At 67.8% G+C, this 21517-nt stretch carries 17 protein-coding genes; 14 read left to right on the forward strand and 3 right to left on the reverse strand.

The window, feature by feature from the left end; genetic code table 11:
- From ACQG07_RS10110 to ACQG07_RS10135, 6 genes are all read left to right on the forward strand, one after another.
- Entirely contained in the window at positions 1-999 is a 999-nt protein-coding gene (locus tag ACQG07_RS10110; RefSeq protein WP_426738178.1) for an ROK family protein, read from the forward strand.
- Positions 996-3731, forward strand: coding sequence for a CIA30 family protein (locus tag ACQG07_RS10115; protein WP_426738179.1), 2736 nt, complete (start codon positions 996-998; stop codon positions 3729-3731). Before ACQG07_RS10110 ends, ACQG07_RS10115 begins: the two co-directional genes overlap by 4 nt.
- Entirely contained in the window at positions 3731-4936 is a 1206-nt protein-coding gene (manA, locus tag ACQG07_RS10120) for a mannose-6-phosphate isomerase, class I (protein ID WP_426738180.1), read from the forward strand. Before ACQG07_RS10115 ends, manA begins: the two co-directional genes overlap by 1 nt.
- A 210-nt stretch (positions 4937-5146) precedes the next feature.
- The gene (locus ACQG07_RS10125) at positions 5147-5599 is read left to right on the forward strand and encodes a VOC family protein (RefSeq protein WP_426738181.1); all 453 of its coding nucleotides are present in this window, start codon (positions 5147-5149) and stop codon (positions 5597-5599) included.
- A gap of 73 nt (positions 5600-5672) precedes the next feature.
- Entirely contained in the window at positions 5673-5876 is a 204-nt protein-coding gene (locus ACQG07_RS10130) for a hypothetical protein (RefSeq protein WP_159877247.1), read from the forward strand.
- 202 nt (positions 5877-6078) lie between these two features.
- Positions 6079-6621, forward strand: coding sequence for an N-acetyltransferase family protein (locus ACQG07_RS10135; protein ID WP_426738182.1), 543 nt, complete (start codon positions 6079-6081; stop codon positions 6619-6621).
- On the opposite strand, the gene ACQG07_RS10140 is transcribed toward ACQG07_RS10135, so the two are convergent.
- Together ACQG07_RS10140 and ACQG07_RS10145 are read right to left on the reverse strand one after the other, a co-directional pair.
- Positions 6583-7047, reverse strand: coding sequence for an NUDIX hydrolase (locus ACQG07_RS10140; protein ID WP_426738183.1), 465 nt, complete (start codon positions 7045-7047; stop codon positions 6583-6585). The two genes, ACQG07_RS10135 and ACQG07_RS10140, sit on opposite strands and share 39 nt — an antisense overlap.
- 526 nt (positions 7048-7573) lie before the next feature.
- Positions 7574-8227 (reverse strand): TetR family transcriptional regulator, encoded by a 654-nt coding sequence (locus ACQG07_RS10145; RefSeq protein ID WP_426738184.1) that lies wholly within the window; start codon positions 8225-8227, stop codon positions 7574-7576.
- 116 nt (positions 8228-8343) lie between these two features.
- Between ACQG07_RS10145 and ACQG07_RS10150 the strand changes: the two genes are divergently transcribed.
- Entirely contained in the window at positions 8344-9798 is a 1455-nt protein-coding gene (locus tag ACQG07_RS10150) for an MFS transporter (RefSeq protein WP_426738185.1), read from the forward strand.
- Positions 9799-9859: 61 nt separating this feature from the next.
- Positions 9860-11224, forward strand: coding sequence for an MFS transporter (locus ACQG07_RS10155; protein WP_426738186.1), 1365 nt, complete (start codon positions 9860-9862; stop codon positions 11222-11224).
- 28 nt (positions 11225-11252) lie between these two features.
- On the opposite strand, the gene ACQG07_RS10160 is transcribed toward ACQG07_RS10155, so the two are convergent.
- Positions 11253-11759: a family 1 glycosylhydrolase gene (locus ACQG07_RS10160; protein WP_426738187.1), complete on the reverse strand. Its 507-nt coding sequence runs from the start codon at positions 11757-11759 to the stop codon at positions 11253-11255.
- A gap of 151 nt (positions 11760-11910) precedes the next feature.
- Between ACQG07_RS10160 and ACQG07_RS10165 the strand changes: the two genes are divergently transcribed.
- The 6 genes from ACQG07_RS10165 (at position 11911) to ACQG07_RS10190 (ending at position 21421) form a co-directional block, all read left to right on the forward strand.
- The gene (locus ACQG07_RS10165; RefSeq protein ID WP_426738188.1) at positions 11911-13455 is read left to right on the forward strand and encodes an ABC transporter substrate-binding protein; all 1545 of its coding nucleotides are present in this window, start codon (positions 11911-11913) and stop codon (positions 13453-13455) included.
- Between the two features lie 52 nt (positions 13456-13507).
- Positions 13508-14449 carry an ABC transporter permease gene (locus ACQG07_RS10170; RefSeq protein WP_426738189.1) on the forward strand — a complete coding sequence of 314 codons (942 nt, stop codon included), beginning with the start codon at positions 13508-13510 and terminating at the stop codon, positions 14447-14449.
- Entirely contained in the window at positions 14446-16326 is a 1881-nt protein-coding gene (locus ACQG07_RS10175) for an ATP-binding cassette domain-containing protein (protein WP_426738190.1), read from the forward strand. Before ACQG07_RS10170 ends, ACQG07_RS10175 begins: the two co-directional genes overlap by 4 nt.
- Positions 16323-17144: an ATP-binding cassette domain-containing protein gene (locus tag ACQG07_RS10180; RefSeq protein ID WP_426738191.1), complete on the forward strand. Its 822-nt coding sequence runs from the start codon at positions 16323-16325 to the stop codon at positions 17142-17144. The genes ACQG07_RS10175 and ACQG07_RS10180 overlap by 4 nt, the downstream gene beginning before the upstream one ends.
- A gap of 63 nt (positions 17145-17207) precedes the next feature.
- Positions 17208-18428, forward strand: coding sequence for a glycoside hydrolase family 1 protein (locus tag ACQG07_RS10185; protein ID WP_426738192.1), 1221 nt, complete (start codon positions 17208-17210; stop codon positions 18426-18428).
- On the forward strand, positions 18389-21421 hold the full coding sequence (locus ACQG07_RS10190; protein WP_426738193.1) for a glycoside hydrolase family 2 TIM barrel-domain containing protein: 3033 nt from the start codon (positions 18389-18391) through the stop codon (positions 21419-21421). Before ACQG07_RS10185 ends, ACQG07_RS10190 begins: the two co-directional genes overlap by 40 nt.
- The last annotated feature ends 96 nt before the right edge of the window (positions 21422-21517 follow it).

A 21517-nucleotide genomic window follows, 5' to 3' on the forward strand; every position in this document is an offset into this window, starting at 1 on the left:
ATGACCGCGGAGCGGGATCCGTCGGGGTCGGTCGCGCTCGCGGTCGACCTCGGCGGCACCAAAGTGGAGGCCGCGCTCGTCACGGCCGAGGGCGTCGTGGTCGACGGCAGCGCGCATCGGGCGCCGACGGGGCCCGATGCAGGGCGCCGTGCACTGGAAGACGCCGTCGACCGAGTGGTCCTCGCCTCGATCGCGCACCTGCCGGACGGTTCCGCGCTCGTCGGCGTCGGCATCGGTTCGGCGGGTCCCGTCGACCTCGGCCGCGGCACCGTGAGCCCGAAGAACCTCCCGCGACTGCACGGCTTCGACCTCCGGACACACGTCGCGCGGCTGTTACCGGACGCCCCGGTGGTGGTCCGTCTCGACGGGACCTGCATCGCGATCGCGGAGCACTGGCTCGGAGCGACCCGCGGCACCGAGAACTCGATGGCGATGATCGTCTCGACCGGTGTCGGCGGCGGGATCATCCTGCACGGGCGGTTGATCGCCGGCCGGAGCGGCAACGCCGGCCACATCGGTCAGGTGCAGATCGCCTCGCGCGTACCTGGAGAGTCCGCCGACGACGCGACGCTCGAGCGCATCGCCTCCGGACCACGGAGCGTCGCCTGGGCGCGGGCCCACGGCTGGGACGGCCGCACCGGCGAGGAGCTCGCCGTCGACGCCTCGGCGGGGGATCCCGTCGCGCGGTCCGCCGTCGTCCGTTCGGCCACCGCGGTCGGACAGGCGATCGCGAGTGCCGCGACCCTGCTCGACCTGGAGGCGGTCGCCGTCGGCGGCGGGTTCACCGCCGTCAGCACCGACTATCTCGACCTCGTCCGTGCCGCGGTGCAGGACGCCATCGTCCTCGACTACGCGGCCGGCGTCGTCGTGACCGGTTCCGCTCTCGACGGCGCGGGTCCGATCCTCGGCGCCGCAGCACTCATCCACCGACCGGAGGCACTCGGCCTCCCACCGCTCGACCCGATGCACCATCCCAGACGAAGGAGCCTGGCACGATGAATCGCACCCCCGACCCCCGCCCATCGCACCGCGACACGAGCGGCCGCCTCGCCGCCGGCATGCTCGCGGCGGCCGTCACCGCCGCACTGCTCCCGGCGCTCGCGGCGCCGGCAGCTGCAGCCCCGGCCGACTGGACCTCGCTCAACACCTCGTTCGTCGAGCGTGACGGCTCCCGCCTCGTGCTCGACGGCGAGACCTTCCGCTTCAGCGGTCCGAACATCTACTGGCTCGGTCTGGACGAGAACGTGGGCGGGGTCGACTACCCGACTGCGTTCCGCATCGCTGACACCCTCGATGCGGCGGCCAGGATGGGTTCGACCGTCGTGCGGACGCACATGATGACCTCGACGGGCCAGGACGGTGCGAACCCCCTGGCGATCATGCCGGCCCTCGGGCAGATGAACGACGAGGCGTTCGCGACGATCGACTTCGCCGTCGCGTACGCCGGCAAGCTCGGCATCCGGCTGGTGCTCCCGCTCACCGACGAGTGGGAGTACTACCACGGCGGGCATCGCGACTTCACGACCCCGTACGGGCTGACGTCGGCCGACTTCTACACTGACGAGCGGCCGATCGCCGCGTACCAGGCCTACGTCGACGCGATCCTGCAGCGGACGAACGCGCTCACCGGCGTCCGGTACACCGAGGACCCGACGATCATGGCGTGGGAGCTCGGGAACGAGTTGGAGGGGATGACCGCGCCGTGGATCGACCGGCAGGTCGCGTTCATCAAGGAACGCGCCCCGCAGCAGCTCGTCGCGGCCGGTCGTCGATTCGACATCGACCCGGACACGCTCTCGGCGCCGGGGCTCGACATCGTCGATGTGCACTACTACCCGCCCACCGCCGCACGCGTGTCCGCGGACGCGGCCACGGTCACCGCCGCGGGCAAGGTCTACATGGCCGGCGAGTACGCCTCCACTGCTGCGAGCCCGGCGTTGCTCGAACCGCTCGTCGCCGACCCGAACGTGACCGGCATGCTGTTCTGGTCGCTGTTCGGCAACAGCGACCGTGGTGGGCTCGTCCCGCACGACGACGGGTTCACGATCCATGCACCCGGTGCGACCGATGCCGAGCGCGCCCGGGTCTCCGCGATCACCGCCTATGCCGCTGCGATCGGTGCCGTGCCGGCTGCTCCCGCCGTCGGGACACCGCTCATCACAGCGGTCGACCGCGCGGACGGCATCAACACCGTCCGATGGCGCGGGGCCGGCGGCGCGGTCTCGTACCGGCTCGAACGCTCGCTCGACGGGATCTCGTGGACCGCGGTCGACACCGGCGCGCTCCGGGCCGATGCCGGGTCCGCGACGGACTTCGCCTCGCCGACGGGAGCGGTCTACCGCGTCGTCGCGATCGACGGGGCCGGGGCCGACGCGGCGCTGTCGGACCCGGTCATGACCGAGACCGACACCCGCGTGCTCGTCGACCCGCTCGAGTCCTGGCTGCTCACCGAGGCGCACGACGGTGCGACGATCGTTCCACGCGCAGATGGGACGAGCGTGGTCGCCGCCTCCGATGGAGCCAGCGTCACCTGGAAGCAGGACCGACTCTCGGCGGCGTCGTTCATCGTCTCCGGATCGGTCGTGGTCGAGTCCAGCGCTGACGGTTCAGCCTGGGTGACCGCCGCGGCCGAGGTCGGACCCGGCGGCACGGTGATCGCTCGCGATCTGGCGGGGCCGTACCTCCGGGTGACCCTCGCCGCCGGCGCGACCGTGTCGCGGGCCACCATCTGGTCGGCGGTGGACGCTCCGAGCGGGCCGCCGGCGGCGTTCGCATCCGTCTCACCGGCGCCCGGCACCGTCGATGTGACCGCGACGCCGACCTTCACCTGGGAGTCGGCGGCCGGTGCGGCCTACTACCGCTTCACGCTCGCCGCGCAGGCCGACCTCGGAAACCCGGTCGTCGTCGTCGACGGTGTCGGAACCCCCTCGGTCACCCCGACGGTCTCCCTCACGCCGGGACAGCGGTACTGGTGGTCGGTCACCGCGGTCAACGGAGCCGGGACGACCGCCTCGAGCACGGGAGCGGCGGACTTCCTCATGAAGGCGCTGCCGAGCGAACCGCTCGTCGTCGAGGACTTCGAGTCGTACGCCGATGACGCCGCCTTGCAGGCTGCCTACGTGCGGAACACCGGGGGCGGCGCCGTGACACCGACGCTCACGCCGAACCCCGACACCGGCACGAACGCGATGTCGGCCGCGTACGACCTCGCCGGTCCCGGCTATGCCGGCGTCGTCCGCACCTTCCAGACACCGCAGGACTGGTGGGGCTACACCGGGCTCCAGCTCTGGGTGCAGGGGACACCGGGCGACGATGTCACCGTCCAGTTCGTGACGAGTGGGACGTACTGGGAGACGGTCGCGCCCTTCGAGGGCGAGGGTTGGCAGCTGATCGAGATCCCGTTCTCGGCCTTCGCCCCACCGGCCTGGGCCGGCGAGGCGGCGTTCGACCCGACCTCCGTCACCCAGATCGGGTTCTACCTCGGTGGTGAAGGAGCCGGCACCCTGCTGGTCGACGACGTCGTCACGACGGTCGCGGCGGTGGAGCCGGAACCGGGCACGGGACAGCCGGGCACGGGACAGCCGGGTGGGTCTGACGGCGCTGACCCGGTGGCGCCGACGGACGACCTCGCCCGCACCGGCCTGGACGCCACGCCCTGGATCGTCGGCGCGTTCGCGCTGCTCGCGACGGGTGGTCTGCTGCTGGTCCGCGGTCGACGGCGGGCTCTCTGATGGCGCTGCACCGCATCACCAGCGACCCCAAGCGGTACGCCTGGGGGTCGACGACGGCCATCCCGGAGCTGCTGGGGGTGCCCGCCGACGGTTCGCCCCAGGCGGAGCTCTGGCTCGGGGCACACCCTGGCAGCGTGACCGAGTTCGTCGAGCCGGGTCACGGTCGTCCCGACAGCCTCAACGACTGGATCGCGTCGGACCCCGACGCGGCTCTCGGTGGGCGCTCCAGGATGCCGTTCCTGGTGAAGCTGTTGGCCGCCGCGAGGCCGCTCTCCCTCCAGGTCCACCCCACGCCCGACCGGGCCAGGGCGGGGTTCGCGGACGAGGACCGCCGCGGCGTGCCGCTGGATGCACCGCATCGGAACTACAAGGACGCCTGGCACAAGCCGGAGATCATCGTCGCCCTGCAGGACGGCTTCCGCGCCCTCTGCGGATTCCGGGCGGTCGAGGAGTCGCGCGCAATCCTCCTGCACCTGTCCGCCTACGTCGAGGGGCGTGACCGGATGGTGCTCGAGGCGTTCGAGGCGGAGCTCCGTGACGCCGGTCTGGAACCGACGGTGCGAGCGGTGCTCGAACGACGGACGCCCGGCGTGGTCGCCGCCCTGGTGACGGCCGCCGGTGTCGGCACCGGCAGCGGAGCGGTCCCGGACGCCGATCGTCGATCGCGCTGGTCGGCCGAGCGCGAGCTCATCCTGCAGCTCGCCGAAGAGTACCCGGGGGACCCCGGCATCGTCGTCGCGGCGCTCCTCAACCTCGTGACGCTGCGGGAGGGTGAGGCGTTGTTCCTGCCCGCGGGCAACATCCACGCCTACCTCTCCGGCTTCGGGGTCGAGGTCATGGCCTCGAGTGACAACGTGCTTCGCGGCGGACTGACGCCGAAACACGTCGACGTCCCGGAGCTTCTCGCGGTTCTCGATTTCGAACCGTCGCCGGTCCCGTTCGTCGAGCCGATCGTGCGAACCGGCGGTGGGGTCATGTACCCGGTGCCGGTCGACGATTTCCGGCTCGTCCGGATCGATCCCGGGACGGCGACCGACCTTGCTCGCGGCCAGGCGGCGGTGATCCTCGTGACCGGTGGTACGGCGCGGGTGGAACAGGGTGCGGACACCGTCGTGCTCGAGCGCGGGACAGCGGTGTTCGTCTCTCCGGGCCCGGAGTCGGTGACGGTGTCCACGGACGGTCGGGTCTTCGTCGCCACCGGCTGACCGGCCGACACCGTCGGTGGCTGCTGTCCGCCACCCGTAGGCGTGAATCCATGCGGGGACGTTTCGTCGTGACCACAGGCGTGCGCTGCTCGAGCCGCTGCTCGAGCCGCTTCGCGTCGGATGGCTCTTGACGTCGTCGAGCATGCTCGCCATCATTCGAGTGCGATCGACGGCAACGGACCGCCGGCACCCTCGAGAGAGACGGCCCCGATGCCCACCATGATCTTCATCAACCTGCCCGTCAACGACCTGGCGCGGTCACGCGTGTTCTTCGAAGCACTCGGGTACTCGATCAACGAGGGTTTCAGCGACGAGAACGCGATCAGCGTGGTCATCAGCGACACGATCACGGCGATGCTGCTCACGCGAGAGTTCTTCGCGGAGTTCACGAGCAAGTCGATCATCGACGCCACCACCTCCACCGAGGTGCAGCTCGCTCTCAGCGCCGAGAGCAGAGCCGACGTCGATTCGATTGTCGAGAAGGCCATCGCGAGCGGGGCTACGCCTGCCGGCGAACAGGACCATGGCTTCATGTATTCGAAGAGCTTCGACGACCTCGACGGCCACCACTGGGACTTCGTCTGGATGGACCCGGAGGCGGCCGCCGTCGGCGCACCCGAGATGACCGTCGAGGAGATGCGCGCGAACACGACGCACAGCTGAGCGCCTTGATGAGAGGATCGTCCAGCGGAGACGTCTGACACGGATGCTCGAACGAACACCGGAGAGGCCACTCATGACCACCACGCGCAGGCGCATGCTGCAGCGTCGGATCGCCGCTTGGATCACTGTCCTCGGACTGCTGCCAGCGTTCCTCGTTTCAGTCACCACTGCCATGGGGGGAGGTAGCGCTGAAGGCTACATTCTCAGTGCGGTGTTCTTTGTGATCGGCCTCGCCGGGCTCATCTGGTGGGTCATCCTCCGACGCTCGACAGACTGACCCGAGCTCGTCGAGTCCGCTCGGTGTGCCGGCGACCTCCGGCGCACGGCGATGAGCCGGCTCAGACCCCGGCGGTGTTGGCGTCCCGTGGGCGACTCATGCCAACCTGGCATCGGATGGAGAGAGCAGGCGACATGTCGAAGCGTTACGGGAAAGCTCGATGACGGGTGGGTTGGAGCCTGCGTCGAGCATGGGCGATCGGGTGCAGCTGAAGATCCGTCGGGCCGTTCCGGCGGACGCAGGCGCAGTGCTGGCGCTCTTCGATGCAGCAATCGCCTGGTTCGTGCGGATCGGCAACACACGGCAGTGGGGTACCGAACCTGCATCTGGGCAGGAGCGCTGGATCACGCGTGTCGAGCAGTGGTGTGCCTCATCCGATGCCTGGGTCGTCGAGCATCCCACGGTCGGGGTTTGCGGAGCGCTCGTGCTGGGCGAGGCGCTCGAGTACGTGCCGGCCGCCACCGAACCGGAGGTCTACGTCCGCGTGTTGATCGGCTCGCGCGACCCGCGGGTGAAGGGCATCGGTCGCCGCTTGCTGGCATTCGCCGAGGAGCGCGCGCGGGCTGCCGGGGTCGGTCGCATGAGGGTCGACTGCTACGCGGGTGGCTCGGGAGATCTCGTCCGCTTCTACGAGGCCGCTGGCTATGAGCGTGACGTGACGTTCACGGTCGGCGACGGGGCTGGCGCATGGCCGGGCCAGGTGTTGTCACGGCGAGTCGATGTTGCGAACGACCTGGTGCGATGAAGTGATGAGCGCCGGGGAACAGAGGAGGCGTGTGACACCTGCCGGGTAGATGGGGCGATCGGTCTCGCTGATCGACACCCATCGAACCGGACTTCCCTCGTCCAGGACGTGGAGGCGGGCGTCGAGCGGGATGGAATCGATCTCGACGGACTCGACGGCGAAGATGTGGGCGATCTCATGGCCTGGCTCACCCTCGTACTCAAAGATGTTCTCAGCGACGTCGAGCAGGGTGACGGGGCCCAGCGTGACGCCGAGCTCCTCGACGAACTCGCGGCGCAGAGCGGCTTCCGCGGTTTCGCCGAACTCGATGCCGCCCCCGATCGCGCGATGGAAGGCCTGGTCCTTCACGGTGTCCACGCCGTTCAAGACGAGTACGTGACCGTCTCGGATGGGAAGGCCGACGGAGATGTTCCGAATCGAGGGCATGTCATCGACTCTAGAGCGACCGCTGACCTGGTGTATGGAGCGGATGACGGGAATCGAACCCGCGCTATCAGCTTGGGAAGCTGAAGTTACCAACCGTCGACTAACTGGGGCTCACTCGGGCGAACTTCCGTGTGATTTCGCGGGAGCGTTAGACGTGGTTGGACGTGGTGTGCTCGAATTTCGGGTGAGAAAAGGGTGACTACAGTGGTGGTGACTGAGTGGCTCCTGGACCGATGTTCGAGACCAGCTCCGCCCGGTCCTAGAGGATCGGGTGGGCCAGATCCATGAGAAACGCGCCCGCCTCGACCAGGCCGACCATGGGCTCGCTATCCGTCCAGACCGAGACGATCACTGCTCCACTGAACGCGAGTTCCGCACCCGGACGACGCCGGCCGTCGGTGCTAGCTAGCGCGTCAGCGATCGAGCATCCCGTCGACCGAGCATCCCGCGTCCACGCCTATGTGGACACCCGAACGGCGTCCCGCGGTGAGCTGAGTGTCGGCGGTAGGAGAGGTCAAGACCGAAATCAATCGATTCCGGGCCGCCTACGGTTCCGCCCCGATTGTGTTTGGTCACTGGCTTCGGGTGCACTTTGATCAGCGGCGCGGCGCGGCGCACTGCCCGAGGCGAGGGAGGTGAAGACGTCGTCGAAGACGTCGCGGAGCGCGGCAGCCTCGTCGTTCGCCCAGCGTTCCCAGGCGATGTCGACGACCGTGTAGGCGGCGGCGGTGAGGACAGGGGCTGCGTTCGGGTCCTCGATGCGCGTCGCGAGCGCTGCGGCCACCTCCTCGATCTGGGACGCGCGCTTCTCGGCGATACGCGCCTTGAGGGTGGGGAGAGCCGAGATCATGCGCAGCCGTTCGCGCAGCCGCTCCGGCTCACGGTCTGCCGTGATCGCCGCCGGCTCGAAGGCTGCGCGGAGGAGTTCCCAGGCGGTGCCGTCCTCGGCTGAGAGGAGCGCCTCGGCATGCCGGACGCCTGATCCCTCGGTCGCGACGACGATGACGTCCTCCTTCGAGCCGAAGTAGCGGAAGAACGTCGCCCGGGAGATGCCGAGTTGGTGGGAGAGGTCCTCGACCGTGATGCCGTCGAAGCCATGGTCGACGAACAGGTCGACGGCCGCGCGCGCGAGTTCGGCGCGGAAGGCGTCACGAGAGCGTTCTCGAACAGTGGCGGTCATGCGAAGGAGTCTACAAGGTGATATCGTGACTCCATGATGAGACTCAGTCTCATGGACGTTGACGTCGCCACCACCCGCCGCGCGATGTCCGCGGCCCTTCACCTTCAGGAGTTCCCATGACCCGAACCGATTCCGTGCCCGTCCAGCGCGCGAGTGCCAGGCCACCGCGGCATCGGGGCCTCGTCGCCGTGCTCGCTTTCGCAGGCATGGGCGCATCGTTCATGCAGACGATCCTTATCCCCATCCAGGCCCAGCTGCCGCAGCTGCTGAACGCCGCGAGGGAGGACACGGCCTGGGTCATCACCATCACGCTCCTCGTGTCGGCGATCTGCGTGCCGATCTCCGGCAAGCTCGGCGACATGTACGGCAAGCGCCGCGTCGCCCTGGTCCTGCTCGGTCTCCTCGTCACCGGATCGGTGATCGCCGCGCTGTCGCCGACAGTCGTCCCGCTCATCATCGGGCGAGGCCTGCAGGGCACCGGCATGGGCGTCATCCCGCTCGGTATCGCCATCCTGCGCGACACGCTGCCGCCGAAGAAGCTGAGCGGTGCGATCGCACTCGTCAGCGCAACGCTTGGCGTGGGTGGTGCACTGGGCCTGCCGCTCAGCGCGTTCGTGACCGAGCACTTCGACTGGCACATCCTCTTCTGGGTCGCAGCGGGCATCAGCGCAACCTCGTTCGTCCTCTTCGCCACGGTCGTGCCAGCCAGCACACTCCGCACCGGCGGACGGCTCGACATCGTGGGCGCGATCGGGCTGGCGATCGGCCTCGTGGGGGTGCTCCTCGCCGTCTCCAAGGGCAACGAGTGGGGCTGGGACGCACCGCAGACGCTGATCCTCCTGATCGGTGGGGTCGTCGTCCTGCTCGCATGGGGATGGTTCGAGCTGCGCGTCACCAACCCGCTCGTCGACCTCCGGGTGAGCGCCCGCCCGCCGGTGCTGCTGACGAACCTCTCGTCCATCGCGATGGGCTTCGCCCTCTTCTCCTCGAGCATCGTCTTCCCGCAGCTGCTCGAACTCCCGACAGAGACCGGCGGGCTCGGACTCACTCTGCTGCAGGCGAGCTTCATCCTGATGCCCTCAGGCCTCGCCATGCTCGCGATGTCACCGATCGCCGGTCGCCTCTCGCGCACGCTCGGTGCGAAACCGCTGCTCGTGATCGGCGCGAGCATCATCGCGATCAGCTACCTCGGTGCCGTCTTCGTCGACCTGCAGGTCTGGCACGTCCTGCTCTTCAACATCTTGATCGGGATCGGGATCGGCCTCGGCTATGCGGCGATGCCGACGCTCATCATGCAGGCGGTACCCGCGACCGAGACCGGTGCGGCGAACGGCCTCAACACGCTCATGCGGGCCCTCGGGACGAGCGTGGCGGCAGCGATCATCGCGGTGATCCTCGCGGACTCCGCCGTACCGTTCGGCGACACCCTGGTGCCGAGCGGGCCGGGCTTCCAGCTCGCCTTCATCTTCGGGCTGGTCGCGGCAGTGGCCTGTGCCGTGATCGCCGCGTGCATCCCGAAGCCGAAGCCTCACCCAGGCGAGCACGAGGCACTGCCGGAAGACCTCACCTGAGGGAACCGTTCGCCTGTTCCGTCGAGAGCAGCTGCCGTCATGGCAGCAGGAAATGGACGCGATGTCGAAGATGACAGAGCCGACCCCCGCTGATGCGGGCGCAGACAGGGCGGTCGTCGCGGAAGCGTCGGCGACGCCCGGGGTCGGCGAGGCCCTCGCCGCGTCGCCCCCGGAGCCGTCGTCGGGTGTGCCAGGGCTGCGCCGGGTCGAGATCGCCCTGCTCGTCATCGGAATGCTGGGCTCGGCGCTCGCCTATCTCGTGCCGATGGTCTTCACCCTCGCGCTGAAGATCGACTCGCTCGACCCGGGAGACGGGGTGGTCCTCGGTTACATCCTCGGCGTCGGCTCGGTCGTCACGCTCGTCACCGCGCCTTTGACCGGCGTGCTCAGCGACCGGACGCGCACCCGGTGGGGTCGCCGCCGGCCCTTCACCCTCGCCGGGATGCTCGTCGGCATCGGGGCGATCGCGCTGATGGCCGCGTCGCAGGACTTCGTTCTCCTCGGACTCGGCTGGGTGCTCGCCAACCTCGGCTGGGGGACCGCGATGGGTTCGATCGGGAACATCCAGGCCGACCGCCTGGCGCCCTCTCAGCGTGGCAAGGTCGGCGCGATCATCGGTGTCGTCGCGCAGGTCGCGCCGGTGACGGGCATCCTGCTCGTCGGCCCGATCGCCAGCGACATCGGCTTGTCGATGTGGCTCCCGGCCCTCGTCGGCATCCCGCTGGTCGTCGCCTTCCTCATCGGGGTCCGGGAGGCCGATTCGCGCGGCACGGTCTTCGAGACGAGGCTCTCCGTCGGCATGCTGTTCCGCAGCTACGTGTTCCGACCGAGCGAGCATCCGCTGTTCGCCTGGAACTGGCTGGGGCGCTTCCTGTTCTTCGCCGGCATCACCTTCACCTCGACGTATTCGACGTTCTTCCTCGCCTCGCGGCTCGGCCTCTCCGTTCGAGAGATCGCCCCGATCGTGGGGCTCATCTCGCTCACCGGGACGGTGGTGTCGGCGATCGCTGCCATCTCGGCGGGTTGGCTCTCGGACCGCTGGGGGAGACGGCGTCCGTTCATCCTGGTGTCCGTCCTCGTCTACGCAGGAGGCGTCAGCGTGTCGGCGTTCTCCTTCTCGCTTCCGGGCCTCATCGTGGGTGCCGTCTGCGGCTCGCTCGGGGTGGCGTTGTTCCTCGCCGTCAACCAGGCCGTGGTGCTCGATGTGCTCCCGCACCGCGAGACGCAGGCCGGCCGATTCCTCGGTATCACGGCGTTCTCGCAGAAGATCCCCAACGCGCTCGCGCCGCTCGTGGCTCCCGTCCTGCTCGCGACCGGTGCAGCCGGCAGCGACAACTACACCCTGCTCTATCTCAGCGCGGGTGTCCTCGTGCTGCTCGGGGGGTTCATCATCTGCCTCCGCGTCCGGCCCGCGATTCGTTCGTGAGAGCCGCCGGCCGGACACGGGGGTTCCGCTAGATCCTGCCGGACGCCGCGATCTCACCGAGGCGGTACAGGCTCGGCTTCGGGTGGCGCTCGAAGGTCGTGCGGTCCACGGCGATGAGTCCGAACGTCGGCTCCCAGTGGCCCCACTCGAAGTTGTCGAGGAGGCTCCAGTGCAGGTATCCGAGTACCTCGACGCCGTCGGCCATGGCCTCGCCGAGCCCGGCGAGTGCGGACTCCGTGTACGCGATCCGTCGCGCATCGTCTGCGGTCGCGATGCCGTTCTCCGTGATGAGCGCAGGAACGCCTTTGGTGACCGCCCAGGCGTGTCGTACGGCGATGCCGAGGGCGTCCGGGCGGTACGGGGAACCGACGAGCGTGTTGTCGGGGTGGGGCGGGTGCGCGATCGGGCCGTCGGGGCCGACGGCCCGTGTCGAGTAGGCCTGGACGCCGATGAAGTCGTCTCCGCGAGCGGCCTCGAGGAAGACGTCCTCTCGGGCGTAGCGCTCCTCGGTGCACCTCTCCTCGCTGGTGATCACATCTCAAACCTGGCTCGCGCGTTGTTGCGCAAAAGCTTGGCAACCGGTTGTCAGCGATGGTGACATCTGGCTTACTTCTACCAGCGTGCATCGGGCTACGCAGCAACACACTCGATTTCCAGCACTCATTTCATCCAAAGGGGTATGAAACATGTCACCATCCATCCACCGCACGCGAGGACTGGTCCTCGTTGGCCTCCTCGCGGCGAGCGTCATGGCGATCGCCGGCTGTTCAGCGCCCTCGGCCGAGTCGTCGAGCGGTGCCGCAGCAGCGCCAGACCTCAAGATCTCCGCGATCTCCGGCCCCAACTCGCTCGATCCCGCTCAGCTTGTCGACGGTCAGCAGGTGTACGTCTGGTCGTCCGTGTACGACACCCTGCTCGCACGGGACAACAAGACGGCAGAAGTTGTTCCCAATGCAGCCGAGAGCTGGGAGTATAACGACTCTGGGACCGAACTGACCCTCAAGCTCCGGTCCGATATGACCTTCAGTAACGGCGACAAGGTCGACGCGGCCGCGGTCGCTGCGACCATGCTGCGGTCCAAGGACACGCCGGGTATCGTGCAGCCGAAGTTCAGCCTCGTCGCCGACGTCATCGCGAAGGACGAGCTGACGGTCGTCGTCTCGTTCACGAGCTATGACCCCCAATTCCTCTACAACCTGGCGCTCGGCGCTGGAGTGATCGGTGACCCGAAGGGCTTCGACGACCCGGCCCTTGCGACCGACCCCGTCGGGTCCGGACCGTACGAGCTCGACGTCGCCAAGTCCGTTCCGGGGACCACCTACGTCCTTACCAAGCGTGACGACTATTGGAACTCGGACGCGTTCGCCTTCCCGACCGTGACCGTGCGGGTACTGCAGGACCCGACCGCATCACTCAACGCCCTCCAAGCAGGCGAGGTCAACGCGGCCACGGTCCAGGCGCAGCTGGTCAAGCAGCTCGACACCTCCAAGTTCACGGTGAACGAGATCAAGGGACAAGCCCTTGCCTTCCTCGACATCCTCGACCGCGGTGGAGAGACGTGGCCGGCGCTCGGTGACAAGCGGGTCCGCCAGGCGATCAACTACGCCATCGACCGGGAGAACATCCTGACCGGCATCTACCAAGGCGTCGGCGAGACGACACAGCAGGTGTTCAGCACCAACGGCGCAATCTTCGATAAGGCGCTGAATTCCACGTACGAGTACGATCCCGCGAAGGGCAAGAAGCTCGTCGAGGAGGCCGGATATGCCGGTGAGACATTCAAGATCCCCAGTACCTTCCTGACGACCTCCATCGAGCCGACGCTATCGCAGGCGTTCGCGGACATCGGACTCGGGCTTGAATGGGTCGCTGTACCACCGCAGCAGGCGCAGTCGGCGCTCCAGTCAGGCGAGTTCGGCCTCACCTTCCAGGTGACCGGGTACAACTCGGACGCGGCCGACGCCTTCTTCCATTACGGCGTCGGCGGGTACGGCAACCCGCGCAGCTTCTCCGATCCGACTCTGGCGAAGATCTTCGACGACATCGACTCGACGGTCGACCCCGAGCAAGCGGCTCCGTTCTACAAGCAGCTGAACGAGTACGTCGTCGACCAAGCGTTCGAAGCGCCGATCGTCTACGTCGGAACGACCTGGGCGACCACCGATGGCATCTCCATGGTCGCGTACGGCGGAGCTCCAGCGACCGTTCGTACGTTCAGCTTCTCGAGCTGACTCCTCCGGGGGTGGGCCGTAACGCCCATCCCCGTATTCGATTGGAACCTAGATGCTGCTCTACATCGCGAAACGAATCAGCGTCGGAGTGATCCTGGCGCTGCTGGTCACGCTCATCGTCTTCCTCATGCTCAGCACGTCCTTCGTGGACGTCGCCCGGACCATCCTCGGACAGTCCGCGACGCCGGAGAACGTGCAGGGCGTCCTAGCCGCTCGCGGCTGGGACCAGCCCGTGTTGGCCCAGTACGTCACCTGGCTCACCCACGCGCTCCAAGGTGACTTCGGCACCTCGGTCTACACGTCACTGCCGGTCGGACCATCGGTCGTGCAGCGGCTGACCGTGACGCTGTCGATCATCGTGCCGGCCCTACTCATCACGGCCGTCCTCGCAACCCTCCTCGGCGTCTGGTCCGCGGCACGCGGTGGCATCGTCGATCGCATCGCGCAGGGAATATCCCTGGTCGGCTACCTCATTCCAGGGCTGCTGCTCGCCATCGGCCTCGTGGTCATCTTTGCAGTGCAGCTCAAGTGGCTTCCGGCCACCGGGTTCACACCGCTCACGGAGGATCCGGGCGCATGGCTTCGGAGCATTACGATCCCCGTCATCGTCCTCACGATCGGAGGCGTCGCGAACATGGCGGCGCAGGTCCGCGGGCGCATGATCGACGAGCTTCGGAAGGACTACGTCCGGACCCTCCGCACCCGAGGCATCCCCACGAACACCATCATCCTGAAGCACGCGCTCCGTAACGCGGGCAGTCCGGCTCTGACGGTGATGTCCCTGGAGTTCCTGCAGATGTTCGGCGCGGCGCTCATTATCGAGAACGTCTTCGCGCTCCCCGGCTACGGAAGCTTCGCATTCAACGCTTCCTTGCAGGGCGACATCCCCGTCGTCCTCGGGATCACCGCCTTCGGCGTCATGCTCGTCATCGTCGTCAACCTCGCCACCGACCTCGCGAACGGCTGGCTCAATCCGAAAGCGAGAGTCCGATGACCTTGCCGAACGAACCGACAACAAGTCCACCCGCAAATCAGCGCATCGAGACCTCGACGTCCGATCCGATCTCCCCTCAGACGAAGTCGGTCTCTCGACCGGACACCGTCGCCGTCCAGACCGCTCAGGTCGCGAACCGCTCGACGCGGACCCCGCTCTGGAAGCGGCTGGCCAAGGATCCACAGGCGGTCAGCACGGTCGTCATCCTCGTCGCGATCCTCGCGCTCGGCGCCCTCGCTCCGGTGATCGCGCCTTTCGGCCCGAACGAGTCCAGCCTGAAGTTTGTGAATGCGCCAATGGGCACCCCCGGCTACCTGCTCGGTGGGGACGAGTCCGGCCGGGACATCTTCAGCCGTCTCCTGTACTCGATACAGACCGCCGCTATCGCCGGGGTCATCGGCACCGGCGTCGCACTGGTCGTCGGAGTGACCGCTGGCCTCGTCGGCGGCTACTTCGGCCGGTTCACGCAGTCCGCAACGGAGTGGCTCTTCAGCCTCATCATGACGTTCCCGGGCGTCCTGTTGCTGATCATCCTGATGCCGGTCACCGGCGGCGACTATCGCGCGACCATGCTCATCTTCGGCGTCCTGCTCGCGCCAGGCATCTACCGAATCGTCCGCAACCTGGTGCTCGGCGTCAAGAACGAACTGTACGTCGACGCTGCGCGGGTGTCCGGGGTCGGGACGCTTCGAATCCTCGGCCGACACGTCCTGACGGTTGTGCGTGGGCCGATCATCATCGCTGCGGCCTTCCTCGTCGGCTCGGCCATCTCGGTGCAGTCGGGTCTCGCCTTCTTGGGCGTCGGGTCACTGCAGGTGCCGAGTTTCGGGGCGATGATCGCTTCCGGGTTCCGCAACCTGTACATCGCGCCGACGCAGTTCCTGTGGCCGAGTCTGCTGCTCGGGCTGATCACCGCTTCGCTGGTGCTCCTCGGCAACGCACTCCGGGACAACTTCGAGGAGGCACGTCCGAAGCCGGTGAAGGCCGGTGCGGGCCAGCGCGTCGCGGCGGACCCGGTAGCGACGCCGACCGGCGAGGCACCGGGTGCGCTGCTCTCCATCGACAACCTGTCGATCGCGTACCCGGCTCCCGGGGGAGGTCACGTCGAAGTCGTGCGTGCCGTCACCCTGAGCGTCGGGGCTGGCGAGGTCGTCGGCCTGGTGGGGGAATCCGGCTCCGGCAAGTCGCAGACCGCGTTTGCGACTCTCGGCGTCCTGCCGCCTGAGGCGACCATCATGTCGGGGTCGATCAGTTTCGACGGTCGTGAACTCGTCGGACTGAGCGACCGAGACCTCCGGGGTCTGCGAGGCAAAGGCATCGCCTACATCCCGCAGGAACCCATGTCGAACCTCGATCCGTCCTTCACGGTCGGGTACCAACTCATCGAAGGCGTCCGGGCCGCCTTGCGCGTCAGCCGCGCCGAGGCTCGCTCCCGTGTACTCGCTCTGCTCACGCGCTGCGGGATCGCTGATCCCGAGCGCACGTTCAACTCCTACCCCCACCAGATCTCCGGGGGTATGGCGCAGCGGGTCCTCATCGCGGGTGCCGTCGCCAGCCGGCCCAAGCTGCTCATCGCGGATGAACCGACCACCGCCCTCGACGTCACCGTCCAGGCGGAGATCCTCGACCTCCTGCGGGGGATCCAGGCCGAGCTCGGCATGGCGATCCTCATCGTGACGCACAACTTCGGTGTCGTCGCGGATATCTGCGACCGCATCGCCGTCATGCAGCAGGGGCGGATCGTGGAGTCTGGAGACGTCCTCGACGTCTTCCGCGATCCGCAGGACGACTACACGAAGACGCTGCTGGCCGGGATTCTGGATGACGCCACCGTGCGCACCGATCCTCCGGTGGCACGACCGGGAGGTACAGCATGAGTCTGCTCGAGGTGCGGGATCTCCGCGTGAACTTCCCGGGCAAGGGTTTCCGGGCCAAACCGGTCGAAGTGCTCCACGGTATCGACCTCCATGTCGACGAGGGAGAGACCCTCGGCCTCGTCGGAGAGTCCGGCTCAGGTAAGACGACCATCGGACGGGCTGTCCTCGGACTCGTGCCGCTGTCCGGCGGTGAGATCCGATTCGACGATCGATCGATCGGTGGGCTCAGCGGGCGGAAACGGCATGAGGTCGCGAAGGACATCCAGGTGGTGTTCCAGGACCCGTACACCTCGCTCAACCCGTCGCTGACCATCGGCGACATCCTCAGTGAACCGCTCGTGGTCCAGGGCGCGACGCCGCGGGACGCGAGGGCGACGGTGCGAATGCTTCTCGATCAGGTCGGCCTACCGGCGAACGCCGTGGAACGCCTTCCCCGTGAATTCTCGGGCGGACAGCGCCAGCGGATCGCCATCGCGCGCGCGTTGGCACCCGGTCCCCGACTCATCGTGTGCGACGAACCGGTCTCGGCGTTGGACCTTTCGACCCAGGCCCTTGTCTTGGAGCTGTTCATGGAGATCCAACGTGCCACCGGCGTCGCATACCTCTTCATCTCGCACGACCTCGCCGTCATCCGCCACATCAGTCACCGGGTCGCCGTCCTCTACCGAGGAGACCTGGTGGAGACGGGACCTGGGCCCGAGGTCACCTCCCGACCGAAGCACCCGTACACGGAGAAGCTCCTTCTGGCCGCGCCCGTCGCGGACCCCATCGAGCAGCGCCGCCGACGCCTCGAGCGGGAGCGCCTCGCTTCGGCGTGAAGCGCCGTGACGACGCGAACCTCACGAGCCCACCATCGAACACCAAGAAGAACAGGAACTGCGATGAGCACCTTCCCGACCGATTTCCTCTGGGGTGCGGCGACAGCCGGCCACCAAATCGAAGGCAACAACGTCAACAGCGACTGGTGGACGCGCGAACAGACCTCACCAGGAATGGCGCTCTCCCTGGATGCCTGCGACAGTTACCACCGCTATCGCGAGGACATCGCACTCCTCGCGGGGGTTGGGCTGAACGCGTACCGGTTCAGTCTGGAGTGGTCACGGATCGAGCCGTTGCAAGGACATTTCTCGAACGCCGAACTGGCTCACTACCGACGGGTCATCGAGTGCTGCTTCGAACACGGCGTGACGCCGGTCGTGACCATGCAGCACTTCACGGCTCCCCAATGGTTCGCCGACCGGGGCGGCTGGTCTGCCGACGGCGCAGCTGAGTTATTCGCAGCCTACGTGGACCGTGCGTCCTCGATCCTCGACGGCGTCGAGTGGGTCGTGACCATGAACGAACCGAACATGCAGGCGGCGATCATGACAGCCATGCGCCGCATGGCCGAATCCGGTGGCGGCTGGCAGAGCCCGACGGTCGACGATCGGACTGACGAGGAGCGTCAGCGCTCCTCCAGGGAGTTCCTCGCGTACGCCGACCCGGAGATCGGCAGGATGTTCGTGGGCATCCACCATGCCGCGCGAACGGTGCTGAAGGCGAAGACGTCCGCAAAGGTCGGTTGGACGATCGCAGCTCAGGCGCTCACCGCGGCGCCCGGGGGCGAGCAGAAGCTCGCGGAGATGCGCTATGGCAAGGAGGACGTGTTCTGGGAGGGGAGCAGAGGCGACGACTGGGTCGGCGTGCAGGCTTACTCCAGCCAGCAGGTCGATGCCCAGGGGCTCGTTCCACACCCCATTGCACCCGACAACACGCTCGTCGGGACCGCCTACCGCCCCGATGCACTCGCCATGGCTGTCCGCCACGCCCACGAGGTGACCCGTGGGGTCCCGATCATGATCACCGAGAACGGCATCGCCACCGCCGATGACGAGCAGCGGATCCGATACACCGCCGAGGCGCTCGCCGGTCTCGCGGAGACCATGAACGACGGCATCACCGTCCACGGCTACCTGCATTGGAGCCTGCTCGACAACTTCGAATGGGGCCACTGGGAACCGACGTTCGGCCTCATCGCCGTCGACCGTGAGACCTTCGTCCGAACGCCCAAACCGAGCCTGGCGTGGCTCGGCGCAGTGGCCACGAACCAGGGGCTGTCCTGAACGCGGCGGCCCCGAGCCGCGGTCGGCTGCCGATGTCGGGCATCCGCCGCGAGCTGACGACCTCCCTGGACGGGGCTTGGGAGTTCCGGCTCGAAGCGGGTGGGGTAGCGGATGTCGCCGCGGACACCGACGCCGACACCGACTGGACCGTCGTCGACGTGCCCTCGCTCTGGACGATGGATCCGCGGTTCGGTCGACCGCACTACACGAACGTCCCGATGCCCTTCCCGGAAGTCCCACCGCAGGTCCCGGCGGTCAACCCCGTCGGCGTCTATCGAAGGACGTTCGACTGGGCGGAACCGTCGGGCAAGCGACTCGTCCTCCACGTCGGGGCCGCCGTGGGCTGTCTGACGGTCATCGTGAACGACGTCGAGATCGGGACCAGCACGGATTCGCACCTGGCCGCCGAGTTCGACGTCACCGAGGTGGCGGTGGCCGGCGCCAACCGGCTGGAGTTGCGCGTGGCGGCCTGGTCAGCTGAGAGCTATCTGGAAGATCAGGACCACTGGTGGCAGCACGGCCTCAGCCGGTCCGTCGGGCTGATCGAACGTCCGACGATCTCGCTCGACGACCTCGTGGTCGTGAGTGACTACGACCACGTCGCCCAGACCGGATTCCTCCGCGTCACGGCGATCAGCACAGATCTCGCCGACCGCGCAGACACCGGGCATACCGTCCGGGTGACCTTCCTCGAGGCGTCTTATGAGACACCGGTGTCCGGGCGCTTCGTGCAGCCGAGCCTGCCTCGTGGGAAGGCTCCGCGATCCGTACGGCCGGAACCACGCCTGCCGGAGGACTTCATGGACATGATCTCCATCCGCGCCGCGAGTGCTCCGGTCCCACCCGAGTTCCGTGCGATGCCGAACGCCTTCGGTCAGGCTCCGATCGCGGCCAGTCCGGCAGGGACGGCGATCGTCACCGTGCCGGATCTCGCCGTCTCTCCCTGGTCTGCGGAGACGCCGAAGCAGTACCGGCTCGCTGTCGAACTGCTCGGACCGCAGGGCGAGGTTGTCGACGTCGCCGAGCTGCGCGTGGGGTTCCGTCGAGTCGAGGTCGTCGGACGAGACCTGCTCGTGAACGGTGCCCGCATCCTGATCCAGGGCGTGAACCGGCACGACTCCGATCCCTGGACGGGGAGGGTGATGTCAGAGCAACGCATGCGTGACGAGCTCGCGCTCCTGAAACGCTCGAACGTGAACGCCATCCGCACCTCCCACTATCCGAACGACCCCTTCTTCCTCGACCTGTGCGACGAGTACGGCTTCTACGTGGTCGACGAGGCGGACATCGAGGGCCACGCCTTCGCCTCCACGATCGCCGACGACCCGAGATACCTCACGGCGATCGTCGAGCGCGTGCAGCGCATGGTGACGCGCGATCGGAACCGAGCGTGCGTGATCGTCTGGTCGCTCGGGAACGAGACCGGGTACGGCGCCGCCCACGACGCTGCGGCGGCCTGGGTCCGTCACGCCGATTCCACCCGACCGGTGCAGTACGAAGGGGCGGTCTCCACCGACTGGCACGGCGGACATGCCGCGACCGACATCGTCTGCGCGATGTACCCGTCATTCGCGTCGCTGGTGGCCTACTCGAGCGACCCGCGAGCCGACCGCCCGATGATCACCTGCGAGTACGCGTACTCGCAGGGCAACAGCACCGGTGGATTGGCCGAGTACTGGCGACTGTTCGAGTCGCTGCCCGGTTTGCAGGGCGGGTTCATCTGGCAGTTCCTCGACCACTCACTGGATCGCGATCACAACGGTCGGTTCCGCTACGGCGGCGATTTCGGCGATGTACCCAACGATGGTGCCGTCGTGTTGAACGGCCTCGCGTTCAGCGACCTGACGCCGAAACCGGCGCTGCTCGAGGCGCGCGGTCTGTTCAGCCCGATCCGTATCGTCGCGACGCGTCAGAGCGCCCTGCAGGTGCAGAACCGCCAGTCGTTCGCGGCGCTCGACGCGTACGTCATCGAGGCGCGCGTGGAGAGCCGGGATGGCGAGCCGGTCGTGGCGACGCTCGACGTGCCGGACGTGCTGGCCGGGGCCTCCGCGTGGATCCACCTTCCTGATCTCATCATCCAGGCGGCCCGGTCGGCGGACGCGCTGGCGATCACCTTGATCGTCCGGCTCCGGACCGACCTCGCATGGGGGCGAGCCGGGACCGAGATCGCAGCCGTCCAGACCGTGCTCGAACCCCGGACGCCGGCGGAGCTGCCTGTCGCCGCCCGACCCGTCGTCGCCCAAGAGGACCTCGGTCACGCCCTGCTAGCCGCCGCTCCACGACTCTGTCTCTGGCGGGCGATGACCGACAACGACCAGTCCTTCGCCCTCGATCAGCGGTTCGTCAGATCCGGGTTCTTCGACCTGCGGCTCGAGGACGAAGTGGAGACGCAGTCGGAGGTCGGCACGGTTCGTGAACTGACCTACCGGGCGGCGTTCGGCGACATCGTGAAGCACCGCCGACGGCTGACGACCGACGGGGACGGCACCTTCGTCTGCACCGAGGATGTCGTGCTCCCGGAGGGCACCCGCGACGGTTTGCGCGTCGGAATCGAGTTCGAACTCGTGCCAGGGTTCGACGAGGTGGACTGGGTCGGCCTCGGCCCGTGGGAGAACTACTCCGATCGTGCCGCGGCGGCGTTGCTCGGCCGCTGGAGCGCGAGCGTCGACGACATGTCGGTGCCCTACCTCCGCCCGAGTGAGAACGGAACGAGGGGAGGCGTGACCGACGCGCGCATCTGGGGCCCGAGTGGGTCGGTGCGCCTGCGGGCCACCTCGCCGATGCACCTGTCCGTGTCGCGAAACAGTGTGGCGCAGCTGGAGGCGGCCGATCACTGGTGGGAACTCCCTGCCGACCGCTCCACATTCGTCCACCTCGACATCGCCCACCGGGGCGTCGGTACCGCGCTCCTCGGCCCCGACACGCTAGCCCCGCACCGCCTTGTCGGACACGCGTACTCCTGGCGATGGAGTCTGTCGCTCGGATCGTCGTGAGCAGCGACATGCTGGCCGAGGAAGGCGGGCTCGTGGCCGCTGCGTCGGCCCGCCTGCCTCCGCTGCGAGGATTCAGTTTCTCCCGCCCGGCGACCG

It is taken from the genome of Plantibacter sp. 2H11-2 (assembly GCF_050031945.1).
Taxonomy (GTDB): domain Bacteria; phylum Actinomycetota; class Actinomycetes; order Actinomycetales; family Microbacteriaceae; genus Plantibacter; species Plantibacter auratus.